General features: G+C 49.5%; 12 protein-coding genes and 1 pseudogene. 10 read left to right on the forward strand and 3 right to left on the reverse strand.

Annotated elements, in window-relative coordinates:
* Both prmB and O3660_RS05650 read right to left on the reverse strand, forming a co-directional pair.
* Positions 1–900 (reverse strand): 50S ribosomal protein L3 N(5)-glutamine methyltransferase, encoded by a 900-nt coding sequence (prmB, locus tag O3660_RS05645; RefSeq protein ID WP_049352150.1) that lies wholly within the window; start codon positions 898–900, stop codon positions 1–3.
* A 95-nt stretch (positions 901–995) separates the two neighbouring features.
* Positions 996–3,251 (reverse strand): nitric-oxide reductase large subunit, encoded by a 2,256-nt coding sequence (locus O3660_RS05650; RefSeq protein WP_371464642.1) that lies wholly within the window; start codon positions 3,249–3,251, stop codon positions 996–998.
* A gap of 400 nt (positions 3,252–3,651) precedes the next feature.
* Between O3660_RS05650 and nirK the strand changes: the two genes are divergently transcribed.
* From nirK to O3660_RS05670, 4 genes are all read left to right on the forward strand, one after another.
* The gene (gene nirK, locus O3660_RS05655; RefSeq protein WP_295862705.1) at positions 3,652–4,833 is read left to right on the forward strand and encodes a copper-containing nitrite reductase; all 1,182 of its coding nucleotides are present in this window, start codon (positions 3,652–3,654) and stop codon (positions 4,831–4,833) included.
* Between the two features lie 268 nt (positions 4,834–5,101).
* On the forward strand, positions 5,102–5,857 hold the full coding sequence (locus tag O3660_RS05660) for a formylglycine-generating enzyme family protein (RefSeq protein WP_049329858.1): 756 nt from the start codon (positions 5,102–5,104) through the stop codon (positions 5,855–5,857).
* Positions 5,858–6,068: 211 nt separating this feature from the next.
* A complete protein-coding gene (gene rpsO, locus O3660_RS05665) occupies positions 6,069–6,338 on the forward strand; it encodes a 30S ribosomal protein S15 (protein WP_003679932.1) in 270 nt (89 codons plus the stop codon).
* A gap of 178 nt (positions 6,339–6,516) precedes the next feature.
* On the forward strand, positions 6,517–8,610 hold the full coding sequence (locus O3660_RS05670) for an AsmA family protein (protein WP_371464647.1): 2,094 nt from the start codon (positions 6,517–6,519) through the stop codon (positions 8,608–8,610).
* Between the two features lie 267 nt (positions 8,611–8,877).
* On the opposite strand, the gene ubiD is transcribed toward O3660_RS05670, so the two are convergent.
* Positions 8,878–10,356: a 4-hydroxy-3-polyprenylbenzoate decarboxylase gene (ubiD, locus tag O3660_RS05675; protein ID WP_371464644.1), complete on the reverse strand. Its 1,479-nt coding sequence runs from the start codon at positions 10,354–10,356 to the stop codon at positions 8,878–8,880.
* Between the two features lie 249 nt (positions 10,357–10,605).
* On the opposite strand from ubiD, the gene O3660_RS05680 reads away from it, so the two are divergent.
* The 6 genes and pseudogenes from O3660_RS05680 to O3660_RS05705 form a co-directional block, all read left to right on the forward strand.
* On the forward strand, positions 10,606–11,268 hold the full coding sequence (locus tag O3660_RS05680; protein WP_371464645.1) for a DedA family protein: 663 nt from the start codon (positions 10,606–10,608) through the stop codon (positions 11,266–11,268).
* 66 nt (positions 11,269–11,334) lie between these two features.
* On the forward strand, positions 11,335–12,318 hold the full coding sequence (locus O3660_RS05685) for an asparaginase (protein ID WP_371464646.1): 984 nt from the start codon (positions 11,335–11,337) through the stop codon (positions 12,316–12,318).
* A 13-nt stretch (positions 12,319–12,331) separates the two neighbouring features.
* Positions 12,332–13,099, forward strand: a complete 768-nt coding sequence (locus O3660_RS05690; protein ID WP_049329852.1) for a TatD family hydrolase — start codon at positions 12,332–12,334, stop codon at positions 13,097–13,099.
* 287 nt (positions 13,100–13,386) lie between these two features.
* Positions 13,387–14,655 (forward strand): divalent metal cation transporter, encoded by a 1,269-nt coding sequence (locus O3660_RS05695; protein WP_308111487.1) that lies wholly within the window; start codon positions 13,387–13,389, stop codon positions 14,653–14,655.
* Positions 14,656–14,811: 156 nt separating this feature from the next.
* Positions 14,812–15,888 carry a peptide chain release factor 1 gene (prfA, locus tag O3660_RS05700; protein ID WP_049329850.1) on the forward strand — a complete coding sequence of 359 codons (1,077 nt, stop codon included), beginning with the start codon at positions 14,812–14,814 and terminating at the stop codon, positions 15,886–15,888.
* 148 nt (positions 15,889–16,036) lie between these two features.
* Positions 16,037–16,256: pseudogene (locus tag O3660_RS05705) on the forward strand (phosphate acetyltransferase); the annotation flags it as partial.

The following is a 16,256-nucleotide window of genomic DNA, read 5'->3' on the forward strand; positions in this document are numbered from 1 at the left end:
CTATTCTTCACCCAGTAATTGCTCGCGGGTCAACAAGAATACAAACCCATCGCCACCGCTGGTTTCCAACCAAGTAAACGGTAATTCGGGATAAGCCGCTTCCAATACCTCACGGTTGTGACCGATTTCAACCAGCAATACACCTCTCGGATTCAAATATTTCGCCGCTTGCAGAATGATTTGCCGTGTAGCGTCCAAACCATCTTCGCCACTGCCCAAAGCCAATTCCGGCTCATGCAGGTATTCATCAGGCAACGCCTCCACAGATTCCGCGTCAACATAAGGCGGATTGGAAACAATCAAGTCGTAGGTTTCATCCAAACCTTCAAACAAATCGGTATGCACCAAGCTGATGCGGTCTTCCAAGCCATAATCTTCGATATTGATCGCGGCTACTTCCAGCGCATCCAAGCTCAAATCAACGGCATCGATTTGTGCGTCGGGATAGTGATGCGCCATTTGAATAGCCAAACAGCCGCTACCGGTACACAAATCCAAAGCTCGATGCACCAATTCATTGTGTTCAATCCAAGGACGGATACCGTCGCCAAGCAATTCGTAAATAAAAGAACGAGGCACAATAACGCGCTCATCGACATAAAAATCAAACTCACCCTGCCATGCCTGATGCGTCAGATACGCGGCAGGAATATGCTCAACTGCGCGGCGTTCGAGAATGGACAACACTTCCTCCTTCTCACTTTGCAACAATTTGGCATCCAAATAAGGCTCCAACGTATCCAAAGGCAGGTTCAAAGTGTGCAAAATCAGATAGGCTGCCTCGTCATGGGCATTATCACTTCCATGTCCGAAAAACAGTCCGGCATCATTAAAACGGCTGACGGCAAAACGCAATAAATCGCGAACAGTGGTCAGCTCTTGAGCAGCTTGGTTGAACATAATGTTTTGTCTTGTCAATTTAAGAATATTGAAATTATAACAGAAAGGCCGTCTGAAAACTTTTCAGACGGCCTTCGATTTAATTCAGCTTAAGATTATTTATCGCGGCTAAATACGATTTTGGTAGCTTGGATAGCAACGCAGACAGCACCACCGATGAAGATCAAGTCAGCAGCGGTACGAACCCAACGCAGGGTATCCAGGATTTCCATTTGCAGGAACTCTTCGCTACGTGCATACCACAGACCATGAGTGATAGAAGCGTAAGCTTGAATCACGCCGACCGGCAACAGGCTGATGGCAATCATACCCACCAGACCGCCGTTCAGCAGCCAGAAACCCCAAGTCATCAGTTTATCGTCAAATTGAACATTAGGTTTCAGGTAGCGTGCAACCAGCAATACGAAGCCCAGAGCCAAGAAACCATACACACCGAACAGAGCCGCGTGAGCGTGAACTGCAGTAGTGTTCAGACCTTGGATGTAGAACAGGGAAATCGGCGGGTTAATCAAGAAGCCGAATACGCCGGCACCGATCATGTTCCAGAAGGCAACTGCTACGAAGCACATCAGAGGCCAACGCAGACGTTTTGCCCAGTCGGACAGGTGTTGGTAAGACCAGTGTTCGTAAGCTTCTCGACCCAGCAGAACCAAAGGTACAACTTCCAAAGCGGAGAAACATGCACCGATTGCCATAGAAGCAGAGGTAGAGCCGGAGAAGTACAAGTGGTGCAATGTACCTGGAATACCACCCAACATGAAGATTGCAGCAGCTGCCAGAGTAGAAGCAGTAGCAGTACTACGGCGGACAAAGCCCATGTTGTAGAAGATGAATGCGAAGGCGGCAGTAGCGAACACTTCGAAGAAGCCTTCTACCCACAGGTGAACCACCCACCAACGCCAGTATTCCATCACAGCGATTGGAGATTTCTCACCGTAGAACAGGCCAGGAGCGTAGAACACACCCACACCGACCATAGAAGCTACGAAGATAGCCAACAGGTTTTTATCTGTACCTTTTTCTTTAAAGGCAGAGATAGTACAACGCAGCATCAGGAACAGCCACAACAGCAGGCCGACCATCAGCAGAAGTTGCCAGAAGCGACCCAAATCCAAGTATTCGTAACCTTGGTGGCCAAACCAGAAGTTCAGTTCAGGTGGAATGATGTGAGTCAAAGCAAAGAAGTTACCTGCGTAAGAACCGCCAACTACGATGAACAGGGCGATGTATAGGAAGTTCACACCGGCACGTTGGAATTTAGGATCTTTACCGCCGTTCACAATCGGAGCTAAGAACAGACCTGCTGTCAGGAAGCCGGTTGCAATCCAGAAAATAGCGGATTGGATGTGCCAAGTACGGGTCAACGCATATGGGAACCAGTCGGCCATTTCAAAGCCCAGTGCGGTATCGATACCGTAGAAGCCTTGACCTTCGACAGTATAGTGAGCGGTCAAACCACCCAACAGTACTTGTACGACAAACAGCGCAACAGTCAGGAATACATATTTGCCCAACGCTTTTTGAGAAGGAGTCAGTTGTACTTTAGAGATAGGATCTTCAGTAGGTACTTCAACCTCTTCATGCTTGGTCAAGAAAGAGTAACCCCACATCAACAAGCCGATACCCATCAGCAACAATACCACGCTGGTGAAAGACCACATGTAGTTTTCAGTAGTCGGTACATTGTTGATCAAAGGCTCGTGTGGCCAGTTGTTGGTGTAGGTGAAAGTCTCGTCAGGACGGTTGGTCGAAGCAGACCAAGAAGTCCAGAAGAAGAAGTTGAACAGTTTTTCACGCGCTTCTGGGCTTGGCAATGTGTTGTTTTTCATTGCAAAGTGTTCGCGAGTGGTTTGGAACTTAGGATCGTCACTGTACACACCGTGGTAGTAAGGCAGGATGCTTTCGATCGCTTTCACACGAGTTTCACTGACAACGACAGAACCATCTTCCTTAACACGGCTTTGGCTGCGGTATTCGTCAGCCAAACGGGTTTTCAGAACAGCTTGTTCTTCAGGAGAAACTTCGTCAAATTTTTTGCCGTAAGTTTCTTGCGCAGTCAGATCCAACCATGCAACCAGCTCGCGGTGCAGCCAGTCGGCAGTCCAGTCCGGAGCTTGGTATGCACCGTGCCCCAATACAGAGCCGACTTCCATACCGCCGATAGTTTGCCATGCAGATTGACCTGCCAAAATATCGTCTTTGGTCATCAGGACTTTGCCGGATGCAGAAACGACTTGTTCAGGGTATGGCGGAGCCTTTTTATAGACTTCGCTACCCATATAACCAAGAATGGTAAAGCATACTGCCAGCACGGCAAACAGCAAGTACCAAAGCTTCTTGTACTGTCCCATTTTAAGTACTCCTTAATTTTGGTAAAAAGTGGTTGGGTGGTATTAATTCATCAAATATGAATGTTAAAGATTGTATCACGGTTTAATAAGTAAAGAAATATTTTGTCAATAATATTCCTTTAAAACCATTAACTTATATGATATTGATTCCCATTTTCCTATACAAACCCTCCTTTATCGTATTTGTGTTAAGTTTTCGCTAACATTTTCACACAAAAATAAACTTTTCGATGTATTTTTTTATACTTCTAAAGGAGTATTTAGGGATTAAAAGATTCATATTCCCTGAACAATTTGATTTACATCAAAATATGACCAAACAAGCGCCTACATAATCATACAAAATTTCAAACCATCCTATCAGGATTCTTACTTTTCTTACTATAAGGAAACTTTAAACATGAAACGCCAAACCTTAGCCGCACTTATCGCTTCTGTATTTGCATTGGCCGCATGCGGCGAGCAAGCTGCTAAACCTGCTGAAACTCCAGCTGCTACCGCTTCTGCTGAAGCTCCTGCCGCTTCCGACTCACAAGCTGCTGCCGAGACTCCTTCTTCAGAACTGCCTGTAATCGATGCTATCATGACTCACGCTCCGGAAGTTCCACCTCCAACTGATCGCGATCATCCGGCTAAAGTACGCGTTAAAATGGAAACCGTTGAAAAAACCATGACCATGGAAGACGGTGTTGAGTACCACTACTGGACATTCAACGGCGACGTTCCAGGTCAAATGATCCGTGTACGTGAAGGAGATACTGTTGAAGTTGAATTCTCTAACAATCCTTCTTCTACCGTTCCTCATAACGTTGACTTCCACGCTGCAACCGGTCAAGGCGGTGGTGCAGAAGCTACCTTTACTGCTCCTGGCCACACTTCTACCTTCAGCTTTAAAGCACTGCAAGCTGGTTTGTACATCTACCACTGTGCCGTTGCTCCTGTAGGTATGCACATCGCTAACGGTATGTACGGTTTGATCTTGGTTGAACCTAAAGAAGGTCTGCCTAAAGTGGACAAAGAGTTCTACATCGTACAAGGTGACTTCTATACCAAAGGTAAAAAAGGTGCTCAAGGCCTGCAACCTTTCGATATGGATAAAGCGATCGCCGAACAACCTGAATACGTTGTATTCAACGGTCACGTAGGCTCTATCGCCGGCGACAACGCTCTGAAAGCTAAAGCTGGTGAAACCGTTCGTATGTACGTTGGTAACGGTGGTCCTAACTTGGTATCTTCTTTCCACGTTATCGGCGAAATCTTCGACAAAGTATATGTTGAAGGTGGTAAACTGATTAACGAAAACGTACAAAGCACAGTTATTCCTGCCGGTGGTGCCGTTATCGTTGAATTTAAAGCCGACATCCCGGGCAGCTACACTTTGGTTGACCACTCTATCTTCCGTGCATTCAACAAAGGTGCTTTGGGTCAATTGAAAGTTGAGGGTGATGAAAACCCTGAAATCATGACCAAAAAACTGAGCGACACCGTTTACCAACCTGCCGGTGCTGCCGCTTCCGCTCCAGCTGCCGCTTCCGCTCCAGCAGCTGCTTCCGCAGCATCTGCAGATAAAGGCGGCTACTAATCCAGTCATCTCGGCATAGAAACAGAAAAAAGCCACTGCTGTTCCGGCTGATGCAAGGACAACAGTGGCTTTCTTCCACGACCAATCGAAAGATTGGTTTTTCAGACGACCTCTCAAGCATCGAAGGTCGTCTGAAAAACCGGTTTCAAGCATTCACGAACCCGATAAGCCCAAAGCACAATAATCAGAAGGCTTCTCAGGATTTTTATCCGGTTTCGCTATATAATCAAAGCCTAATAATCCCCGTATTCAGATTAGAAAGCCCGTTATGAAACTCATACCACTCATCGCCCTATTTACCCTTGTCGCAAGCGGCAGTGCAGCGGCGGCCGAAATGGCAAAAGTTGAAGGCGGCAGCTACCGTCCTCTCTATCTCAAAAAAGAAACTTCCCTTATTAAAGTCAAACCTTTCCAGCTTGACAAATATCCGGTAACCAATGCCGAATTTGCCGAATTTGTGAACACACATCCGCAATGGCAAAAAGGAAAAATCAATTCCAAACATGCTGAAAAAGCTTACCTGAAACATTGGGTAAAAAACGGCAGCAATAGTTTTGCGCCTAAAGCTAGCGAACTCAAACATCCGGTAACCAATGTTTCATGGTTCGCCGCTAATGCCTACTGCGTTTCCAAAGGCAAACGTCTGCCGACTATTGACGAGTGGGAATTTGCAGGCTTGGCTTCTGCCACTCAAAAAGACGGCTCTGCCGAGCCTGGCTATAACCGCACCATCTTAGATTGGTATGCAGACGGCGGCCGAAACGGCCTGCACGACATCGGTAAAAACAAACCCAACTATTGGGGCGTATATGATATGCACGGCCTGATTTGGGAATGGACTGAAGATTTCAACAGCAGCCAACTCTCTGCCGGCTCATCCAACACACAAATGTTCTGTAGCGGCGCATCCGTAGGCTCAAGTGATCCGTCCAACTATGCGGCATTCTTACGCTACGGCATCCGCACCAGCCTGCAGTCCAAATATGTTTTAAATAACTTGGGCTTCCGCTGCGCGAGCAAATAAAGTTTAGTTTTTATCACCAAAGCAGCTTTGGCGGTACTGAAAGGTATCGCCGCTTTTTTTTGGCCGTCTGAAAAGATATAGCGCACAAAGACAAATTGTGGCATAATCCGCCCGTCTTTATAAAAAGGCACTTAGGAGTTTGCTTAGGTCGTTCGGCTTGGCAAACTTGTCCGAACCTGAAAAGGTTCTTTTATTTTCGGAGTTATCCATCATGGCATTGACCGTAGAACAAAAAGCACAAATTGTTAAAGATTTCCAACGCAAAGAAGGCGATACCGGCTCTTCTGAAGTACAAGTCGCTCTGTTGACTTTCCGCATCAACGACCTGACTCCTCACTTCAAAGCCAACCCTAAAGACCACCACAGCCGTCGCGGCCTGTTGAAAATGGTTAGCCAACGTCGTCGCCTGTTGTCTTACCTGCGTCGTACTCAGCCTGATACTTACCGTACACTGATTACCCGCCTGGGTCTGCGTAAATAATTTATGCTTAAATCAACACCGCCTTCGGGCGGTGTTTTTTATTGACATACCGATGCCGTCTGAAACACAGGCCCACGCTCTGTGTTATACTTCCACACGCTTAAACAGCAAGGCTTAAACTTCCAATCACTCCTTAAAGCTCCCATCAAAGCGAGAATCTGAATTGTCTGTTCATTCCATGTTGCACTCAGGAAAATTTTGGCTGAAAACCCTGGTTTTCAGCATCGCCGTGCTTTTATGCCTTGCAGCGGTATTGAGTGCCTTAATGTTCCGCATATTCAATACAGAAAACATCGACGCATTCATACAGAAAAACTTTTCCGCCCATGGCTGCCAAGTCAAATACAACGCCAATATCAGCAGAAAATGGCTGCCGCGCCCTACGCTTATTTTAAAAGATCTCAGCCTTTCATCTTCCGAACCAGACACGCCGACGCTGAGCATTGCCGAGTCCAAAATGGGCTTTGGCTGGAGCAGCCTATGGTCAGACGCCCCCATTCTTGAAAAATGGATTCTTTCCAATCCGTCGCTGACGCTGGGTCCCAAAAACCACCTGCCTGCCTGCCTGCAACAAAACCATGCATCAAAAGAAAGCTTCCAGCTCAACCGCATCATCATCAATAGCGGCAGCATACGCTATCACAATAAAGAGCAAGATATTGTCTTAAACGATCTGCAATTTTCCCTGCGCAGAGCAGATTCAGACGGCCGTCCATTCGATATCAGCGGCACACTGCAAAACATAGGCAACCCCATCAGTTGGCAAGGCATTGGACATCTTGTACAAGATGATGCCGGCTGGAGCGTTCCCGCCCTCAAATTAAACCTGCAAACCGTATTGCTCAAAAACAAGCTGGATGCCCAAATCGCAGGCAGCCTTAATTGGCAAAACCAAACCGCCCTTTTCCGCGACTTCAATCTGCAAGCCGAAAGCGACTATCAAAACTTGCATATCAACACACGTTCGCCCCTCTTGCAATTCAAAAACGGTTATTTGCACCTCAACACACTCAACGGCGCATTGACCGCCGGCAGTGAAAACAACCAATGGGACGGTTCATTCAAACTGGACAAAGCCAACCTCTATCCAACCGTTTTGACCGCCGCCAATTTTGAACTCAAAGGCAGCCATAAAAACGACCGCCTCCAAACCAACTTTACCTTTTCCAGCCCGTTGGTTTGGCAAAAAGGCAAAGGCATCGATGCACCCAAACTGCACCTCAGCACCCTGCAAGACACCATCAACCGTCTTCCCCGCCCCCGATTTATCAGTACACTCGAAGGACAGGCCAATTTCAGCCTCAATACATGGGAAGGCCGTCTGAAAGGCGCATTTGACAGACAAGCCCTTGCCTTGGCCTTTAAATACCAACGCGATACCCAACCGCGTCCGCACCTTGACGCCGGTATCGCCTTACAAAAACTCAATCTGACCCCTTACTTGGAAGATCTGAAAACCCAGCCACCACTAAACCTTCCTTCCCTGCTGGCCAAATCCTGGTTGCCCGATATTGAGGCCAACCTCCAAATCGGCAGCATTCAAACCGCCGGCCTGCAATTAGAAAACATCGAATCCCTGCTCACCGCCGATAAAGAACATATCGCCCTGCACCGTTTCAAAGCCGGGCTTTATGGCGGCAAAACCGAGGGCGGCCTGAGTATTGCGGCGACCCAACCTGCTTCCTACCACCTTCAGCAAAACGCAAAAGGCATACAAATTCAGCCGCTGCTGCAAGACCTGTTCGGTTTCCACAGCTTCAGCGGCAGCGGCGACGCCGTTATCGACATTAAAACCACCGGTAACGACCGCGCCCAAATGATACAAGCCCTAAACGGCAGCCTGTTCCTCGATATTACCAACGGCGCATGGCACGGCATTGATATGGACAGCATTCTGAAAAACGGCATTTCTTCGGAAAAAATCGACAACAGCAACCTCAAAACCCCTTTCCATCATTTCACCCTCAATAGCGAAATCGAGAAAGGCATCAGCCATCATATCAACACCGAACTGTTTTCCGACAGCCTGCACGTTGTCAGCAGCGGCTATACCGATTTGAATACCCAAAAGCTATCGGAAAACCTGCTTATCAGCAACGTACTGCAACCTAAAAACAAACCGATTCCCCTAAAAATCGGCGGAACCGTACAAAACCCTTCCATTACCCTCGACTACAGCCGCTTGACCAATGGCATGAACACGCCTGCAGAAAAACAAAAAGCCCTGCAAGAAACCATACAAGAACAATGGAAGTGGCTCAAACCACGCTAGGTTTTCAAGTCAAAGGCCGTCTGAAACCCCAAAAGTTTCAGACGGCCTTTTAACAGATGCCTTGTCAGAATAAGATGTTTACTGAGGAATGACCATATACACAATCAGTGCAACAATAATGGCAAACCATATCGCCAACATTATCAAGCCTTTTTTGGAGAGTTTTCTTTTTCTCCAATCGAGCCTCAATATTTCTATCGTCCCCTCAAACATAGACTCAATTATTTCCATCAATATTTGAAGTAGAAATTCCAATAAATCCGACATCTACAAACCCAAACTCTCCCAAATCTCATCGATTTTGGCAGTAACAGCAGGGTCTTTTTTGATCACACGCCCCCATTCGCGGTCGGTTTCTCCCGGCCATTTGTTGGTCGCATCCAACCCCATTTTGCCGCCGAGTCCGCTGACGGGGCTGGCGAAGTCGAGGTAGTCAATAGGCGTGTTTTCTACCAAAACGGTGTCGCGTACTGGGTCCATGCGCGTGGTTACCGCCCAGATGACTTCTTTCCAGTCGCGTACATCCACATCGTCATCGACCACGATGATGAATTTGGTGTACATAAACTGGCGCAGGAACGACCAGCAGCCCATCATCACGCGCTTGGCGTGTCCGGCGTATTGTTTTTTCATGCTGACCACCGCCATGCGGTAGGAGCAACCTTCGGGCGGCAGGTAGAAATCGGTGATTTCGGGGAACTGCTTTTGCAAAAGCGGTACGAACACTTCATTCAACGCCACGCCCAAAACGGCGGGTTCATCGGGCGGTTTGCCCGTGTAGGTGGAATGGTAAATCGGGTTTTCACGCATGGTAATGCGCTCGACCGTAAACACAGGGAAATGGTCCTGCTCGTTGTAATAGCCGGTGTGGTCGCCGTATGGGCCTTCCAACGCGGTTTCATTTGGATGAATCACGCCTTCCAATACGATTTCTGCACGGGCAGGCACTTGCAAATCGTTGCCGATACATTTCACCAGCTCCGTCCGCGAGCCGCGCAGCAGTCCGGCAAACTGATATTCGCTCAAAGTATCGGGAACAGGCGTTACCGCTCCGAGAATAGTAGCAGGGTCACAACCGAGCACGACGGCGACAGGATACGGCGTATCGGGATTAAGTTTGCGGAATTCCTGATAATCCAGCGCGCCGCCGCGATGTGACAGCCAGCGCATAATCAGCTTGTTTTTGCCGATGAGTTGTTGGCGGTAAATGCCTAAGTTTTGGCGTTTTTTGTGCGGACCGCGCGTGACGGTCAAACCCCATGTTACCAGCGGCGCAACGTCTTCCGGCCAGCAATGCTGAATCGGAAGTTTATACAAATCAACGTCTTCACCTTCCCATACGATTTCCTGACACGGCGCGTTTTTCACCACGTTCGGCGCCATGCTCCAAATGTCTTTCAGCAGCGGCAGTTTGGAAAACGCGTCTTTGATGCCTTTGGGCGGTTCGGGTTCTTTCAGATACGCCAGCGTCTGCCCGATTTCGCGCAGTTTGGACACGCTGTCCGCGCCCATGCCCATCGCCACCCGTTCGGGCGTGCCGAACAGGTTCGCCAACACGGGATAATCGTAGCGCGTACCGTCGGGCTTAATCGGGTTTTCAAACAACAACGCCGGCCCTTCGGCGCGCAACACGCGGTCGGCGATTTCGGTCATTTCTAAATGCGGCGATACCGGATGCTGAATGCGCTTGAGTTTGCCATCAGCTTCCAATCCGGCGATAAATTCTCGCAAATCTCTGTATTTCATGATTTCATTTTCCTGAACAGGCCGTCTGAAAACAGACTGCCATTTCGGGTTTGAAAGATAAACCAGCGGCTATTGTACCTGCCAAATCTGTTCAAATCCCAACTTTCCACGTGCGAATTTTGAGATTTTTTGCAAACTACCGTCAAATTTAAACAATATCTGCTTGTGATTGCTTTCAGACGGCCTTATCTTTGGTAAAATTCCAAATTAATCCAGTTATCAATCAATATCTATCGTGGGACAGCGGCCATGTTTGCTATTTTAGAATCTTTTTTCGTTGAATACGGCTATGCGGCCGTGTTTTTCGTTTTGGTTATTTGCGGCTTCGGCGTGCCGATTCCTGAAGATTTGACACTGGTAACCGGCGGCGTGATTTCCGGCCTGGGTTATACCAATTCGCATATTATGTTTCTTGTCGGTATGCTCGGCGTATTGGCGGGCGATGGCTTTATGTTTGCGGCCGGCCGGATTTGGGGGCAAAAAATCCTTAAATTCAAACCGATTGCGCGCGTGATGACGCCCAAACGCTACGCCCAAGTACAGGAAAAATTCGACAAATACGGCAACTGGGTTTTATTCGTCGCCCGTTTCCTGCCCGGCCTGCGTACCGCCGTTTTCGTAACCGCCGGCATCAGCCGCAAGGTTTCCTACCTGCGCTTTATCCTGATGGACGGCTTGGCCGCGCTGATTTCCGTTCCGGTTTGGATTTATCTGGGCGAATACGGCGCACGCAATACCGACTGGCTGATGAAAAAAATGCACAGCCTGCAATCCGGTATCTTTGCGGTACTGGGCATCGGTGCCGTCATTGTCGGCTGGATTTGGTGGAGAAAACACCGCCGCCATACCTTCTTCCGTGAAAAATTACACGAAAAACGCGCTGCAAAAGCCAAAAAACAAACCAATCAATAAACCACTCCAGGCCGTCTGAAACACTTCCCCGCTTTCAGACGGCCTCTACCATTCATTAGAAACACCATGAAACAAAAAATCTTCGTCCTCTACACCGGCGGCACCATCGGCATGACCCAAAGCAGCGCCGGCCTGCGTCCCGACACCGCTCTCGTCGATAAAGCCCTTGCCCCCTTTTCAGACGGCCTTGATTTCGAATGGCACGTTTGCCAGCCGCTCATCGATTCTTCCGCAGTAACGCTGCAAAACCAACGCGACTGGTTGGAGCTTATTATCGCCAAACTGCCTGACTATGACGGCATTTTGGTGCTGCACGGCACGGATACCATGGCGTACACCGCCAACCTCTTCGCCCTTTCGCTGCAAGGTTTGGACAAACCTATTATCCTGACCGGCTCGCAATGGCCTTACGATGCTGCCAACAGCGATGCGCCGCGCAACCTTGCCATCTCCGTTTCCGCCTTCTCGCTCAAACTCAAACAAGTGGCGATTGCCTTTGACGGCAAGCTCTTCCCAGCCGTCGGCAGCAGCAAGGTCAGCACCGAAACCGCCGCAGGTTTTGACAACCTGCATTTTGGCGCGCTTGCCGAATGGGAGAAAAACAAAGGTTGGCACAATATCCGTACCGCCCCGACCCAACATTCAGACGGCCTCAAACCGCGTCTTCCATCCCCCGAAGCAAAAGTTTCCGTCCGCACGCTGATTCCCGGTTATGCCGCGCAAGAACTTTCAGACGGCCTGCCCCATCTTTCCACCCAAGCCCTGATTCTGCAAAGCTACGGCCACGGCAATGCGCCGAGCGACGATGCGTTTGTCCGAGCCGTCCAAGCCTTTACGCAACAAGGCAAATTGCTGCTCAACATCAGCCAAGTGCCGCAAGGTTGCGCCGCTGCCGTTTATGCCCAAGGCGATGCTTTGCGTCAGGCAGGCATTATTAATGGCGGCAAATGCAACCTTGAAACCGCCACTGCGCTGATGACCCTTGCCGTATCCCATGACTGGAATGCGGATAAGGTGCAACAAGAATTGCGACAATTAAATCTGCTGTAAACCGCCATTTAACATGACTTTTACCGACACCCACTGTCATCTTGCCGACCCTAAACTTGCCAACACGCTGCCTACCGTGCTTGCCGAAGCGCAAGCCGTCGGCGTAGCGCGTTTTATCGTACCGGCAACATCTCCCAAGGATTGGCAGGAAGTTGCGCAGTTGGAAAGGCCGTCTGAAAATATCCATATCGCTTTGGGCATTCACCCATGGTTTTCAGACGGCCTCAACGAAGCGGTATTCCAGGAGTTAAAGTCCGAATTAATCCGGCATCCTCAAGCATGGGTTGGCGAAATCGGCTTGGATTTTTATGGCAAAGAGCAAACCCAAGCACAACGCGACACGCAGACCGACGTCTTTATCCGCCAACTCATCCTCGCCCAAAACCTCAACCGCCGCGTCATCATCCATAATCTGAAAGCTACCGCCGCCATTGCCGCCGCCGTTAAAACCGCCGGTTTCACACAAGGCGGTATCGTTCACGCCTTCTCCGGCAGCGTAGAAGAAGCACAGATTTTGGTGAAACTCGGCTTCAAAATCGGCATAGGCTCGCTGCTACTCAATCCCAATGCAAAAAAAGTCCGTGCCGCCTTACAAGCTTTAAACGACACGGATTTCGTTCTCGAAACCGACAGCCCTTTTATGCTCGGCCATGAAACCAATACACCAGCCAACATCCGACGTATCGCCGAAATTGCCGCCGAATTGCGCGGCATACCGCTGACACAACTGGCTGAAATCACCGAGCAAAACGTGGATTCCCTGCTCCATACTTCCCCTTAATATGCCGACCTCAAAGCATCAAAAAGCCTTGCCCTGCCATTTCGTTTCCAAACCGACACACTCTGCCTTTCCTACCCCATATTCATGAATAAAAAGCGATACAAGGCCGTCTGAAAAAATGTTTTTAGCACAAAATATCGCTAATTCCCCTATTTCAGCTTTTTCAAACCGTATTTTCCCCTTGATTGATAAAAAGTATTACGCATATTATTGGGCAAACTTTTTATTTACGTTAAAATATGCTTTTTTTTGATAATAAGGCCGTCTGAAACAGGCGGAAAATACTTATGGCAGAACAACATACACACTCCTCTACCTGGCAGAGCAAAATTAATGCCCTCGGCCCTGGCATCATGATGGCTTCGGCAGCGGTCGGTGGCTCGCACCTGATTGCCTCCACGCAGGCAGGTGCGCTTTACGGCTGGCAGCTTGCGCTGATCATTATTCTGACCAATCTCTTTAAATACCCGTTTTTCCGCTTCAGCGCACATTACACACTGGACACGGGCAAAAGCCTGATTGAAGGCTATGCCGAAAAAAGCCGCGTTTATTTGTGGGTATTTTTGATTTTGTGTATTGCATCGGCAACGATTAACGCGGGTGCGGTTGCCATCGTTACCGCCGCCATCGTCAAAATGGCAATCCCATCACTGACTCTCGATACCGGTATAGTGTCCGCCCTGATCATGGCTTCCTGCCTGCTGATTCTGGCAAGCGGCCGCTATAAAGCGTTGGACAACGTTTCCAAAATCATCATCGTCAGCCTGACTATTGCCACCGTTGCCGCGGCAGCCGTTGCCATGTCTCGCGGTATGCAGATGAAGCCCGACTTTATCGAGCCCACCCCTTGGACGCTGACCGGCTTGGGCTTCTTAATCGCGCTGATGGGCTGGATGCCTGCGCCGATTGAAATTTCCGCCATCAACTCTTTGTGGGTAACCGAAAAACAACGCATCAACCCTTCCAGCTACCGCGACGGTATTTTCGACTTCAACGTCGGCTACATTACCAGCGCGATTTTGGCGGTCGTTTTCCTCGCCTTGGGTGCATATGTACAATACGGCAACGGCGAGGAAGTACAAATGGCGGGCGGCAAATATGTTGGCCAACTGATTAATATGTACGCCGTGACCATCGGCGAATGGTCGCGTCCGCTGGTGGCATTTATCGCCTTCGCCTGCATGTACGGCACCACCATTACCGTAGTGGACGGCTACGCACGCGCGATTGCCGAACCGGTACGCCTGCTGCGCGGTAAAGACAAAACCGGCAACGTCGAACTGTTTGCTTGGAACGTCTGGGTTGCAGGCTCAGGCTTGGCCGTGATTTTCTGGTTCAACAGCGCAATGGCAGAGCTGCTCAAATTCGCCATGATTACCGCCTTCGTTTCAGCCCCTGTGTTCGCTTGGCTGAACTACCGCCTCGTCAAAGGCGACAAACGCCACAAACTGACCATGGGCATGAACTTCCTTGCCATCCTCGGCTTGATTTACCTGACCGGATTTACCGTTTTGTTCCTGCTGAACCAAACAGGCATCTTGGCTGCGCCTAAATAAGCCCATACTAAAAAAGGCCGTCTGAAACTCAAAAACAGGTTTCAGACGGCCTTTCCAATCAATCATATCTTTTTGAATTTTCATTCAAACCCATTATAATGACTCCTTATTTCGCCGTTGCAGACCACTCGACGGCATCCGTATTTTGGAAAATTTATGAAGCCGTCTATTTTAGAAAAACTACAACAACTCAGCGACCGACTGGAAGAAGTCACCCACCTGCTCGGTCAGCCTGAAGCCACGTCCGACATGGACAACTACCGCAAACTCACACGTGAACACGCCGAACTGACCCCCGTTGTCGAAGTCTTCCAAAACTACCAGCTGGCGCAAAGCGACTTGGCAGATGCCGAAGAAATGCTGTCCGACCCTGAAATGAAAGACTTTGCCGCCGAAGAAATCGAAGCGGCAAAAGCCAAAATCGACGAACTCGATACCGAATTGCAAAAACTGCTGCTGCCCAAAGATGCCGACGACGACAAAAATATCTTTATCGAGGTACGCGCCGGAACGGGCGGCGACGAAGCCGCGCTGTTTGCAGGCGATTTGCTGCGTATGTACAGCCGCTACGCCGAGCGCAACCGCTGGCAGGTCGAAATCGTTTCCGCCAATGAAAGCGAATTGGGCGGCTATAAAGAAGTCATCGCCCGCATTATCGGCTTGGGCGCATACAGCCGTCTGAAATTTGAATCCGGCGGCCACCGCGTGCAACGCGTCCCTGCTACCGAAAGCCAAGGCCGTATCCACACCTCCGCCTGTACCGTTGCCGTCATGCCCGAAGCGGACGAACTCGAAGACATCGAATTGAACCCCGCCGACCTGCGCATCGACACCTTCCGTGCATCCGGCGCGGGCGGTCAGCACATCAACAAAACCGACTCCGCCGTCCGTATTACCCACTTGCCGACAGGCATGGTGGTCGAATGCCAAGACGGCCGCAGCCAACACGCCAACAAAGCGCAAGCGATGAAAGTCCTCGCTGCCCGCCTGAACGACGCGCAAAAACGCGAAGCACAAGCCAAAGAAGCCGCCGAACGCAAATCCCTGATCGGCAGCGGCGACCGCAGCGAACGCATCCGCACCTACAACTACCCACAAGGCCGCGTTACCGACCACCGCATCAACCTTACCCTGCACAAACTGGATTTTGTGATGGACGGCGATTTAGAAGAAATCACCAATGCCCTGATTGCCGAGCATCAAGCCGAGCTTTTGGCAGCAATGGGGGATTGATGAATTTGGTCCATTGCGTTTATACTTTTCAGACGGCCTGATGACATATGTTAATATGGCCATGTATATGTTATCCCGAAGTGATAAATGCAGCACCAGCTGCGCCACAGCAACACCCTTCTACAATCACCGAATGAGAGGACACAAAATGGCAAAAATCCTGATCGCACCGGTATCTGCTGGTCTGAGCGCCGATGCAGCGGCAAAAGCATTTGCAGCAGCATTAAATGCGCAAGTTTTCCAAGCCGTTGACCCTGCTGCCGAAACCCTGTTGGCTCAAGGCAAAAGCGACGATTGGTTTGACGCACTTGTCGGTAAAGTTGCAGCATTGAATGCAGACAATCTCGTTATCGAAGGCATCACTCCTG

The sequence above is a fragment of the Neisseria sp. 27098_8_139 genome (genome assembly GCF_041433195.1).
Lineage (GTDB): Bacteria > Pseudomonadota > Gammaproteobacteria > Burkholderiales > Neisseriaceae > Neisseria > Neisseria subflava.

Excerpts from the sequence above, each read along its gene's own strand:
- prmB (WP_049352150.1), bottom strand. The coding sequence starts at position 900 with ATGTTCAACCAAGCTGCTCAAGAGCTGACCACTGTTCGCGATTTATTG.
- O3660_RS05650 (WP_371464642.1), bottom strand. The coding sequence starts at position 3,251 with ATGGGACAGTACAAGAAGCTTTGGTACTTGCTGTTTGCCGTGCTGGCA.
- nirK (WP_295862705.1), top strand. The coding sequence starts at position 3,652 with ATGAAACGCCAAACCTTAGCCGCACTTATCGCTTCTGTATTTGCATTG.
- O3660_RS05660 (WP_049329858.1), top strand. The coding sequence starts at position 5,102 with ATGAAACTCATACCACTCATCGCCCTATTTACCCTTGTCGCAAGCGGC.
- rpsO (WP_003679932.1), top strand. The coding sequence starts at position 6,069 with ATGGCATTGACCGTAGAACAAAAAGCACAAATTGTTAAAGATTTCCAA.
- O3660_RS05670 (WP_371464647.1), top strand. The coding sequence starts at position 6,517 with ATGTTGCACTCAGGAAAATTTTGGCTGAAAACCCTGGTTTTCAGCATC.
- ubiD (WP_371464644.1), bottom strand. The coding sequence starts at position 10,356 with ATGAAATACAGAGATTTGCGAGAATTTATCGCCGGATTGGAAGCTGAT.
- O3660_RS05680 (WP_371464645.1), top strand. The coding sequence starts at position 10,606 with ATGTTTGCTATTTTAGAATCTTTTTTCGTTGAATACGGCTATGCGGCC.
- O3660_RS05685 (WP_371464646.1), top strand. The coding sequence starts at position 11,335 with ATGAAACAAAAAATCTTCGTCCTCTACACCGGCGGCACCATCGGCATG.
- O3660_RS05690 (WP_049329852.1), top strand. The coding sequence starts at position 12,332 with ATGACTTTTACCGACACCCACTGTCATCTTGCCGACCCTAAACTTGCC.
- O3660_RS05695 (WP_308111487.1), top strand. The coding sequence starts at position 13,387 with ATGGCAGAACAACATACACACTCCTCTACCTGGCAGAGCAAAATTAAT.
- prfA (WP_049329850.1), top strand. The coding sequence starts at position 14,812 with ATGAAGCCGTCTATTTTAGAAAAACTACAACAACTCAGCGACCGACTG.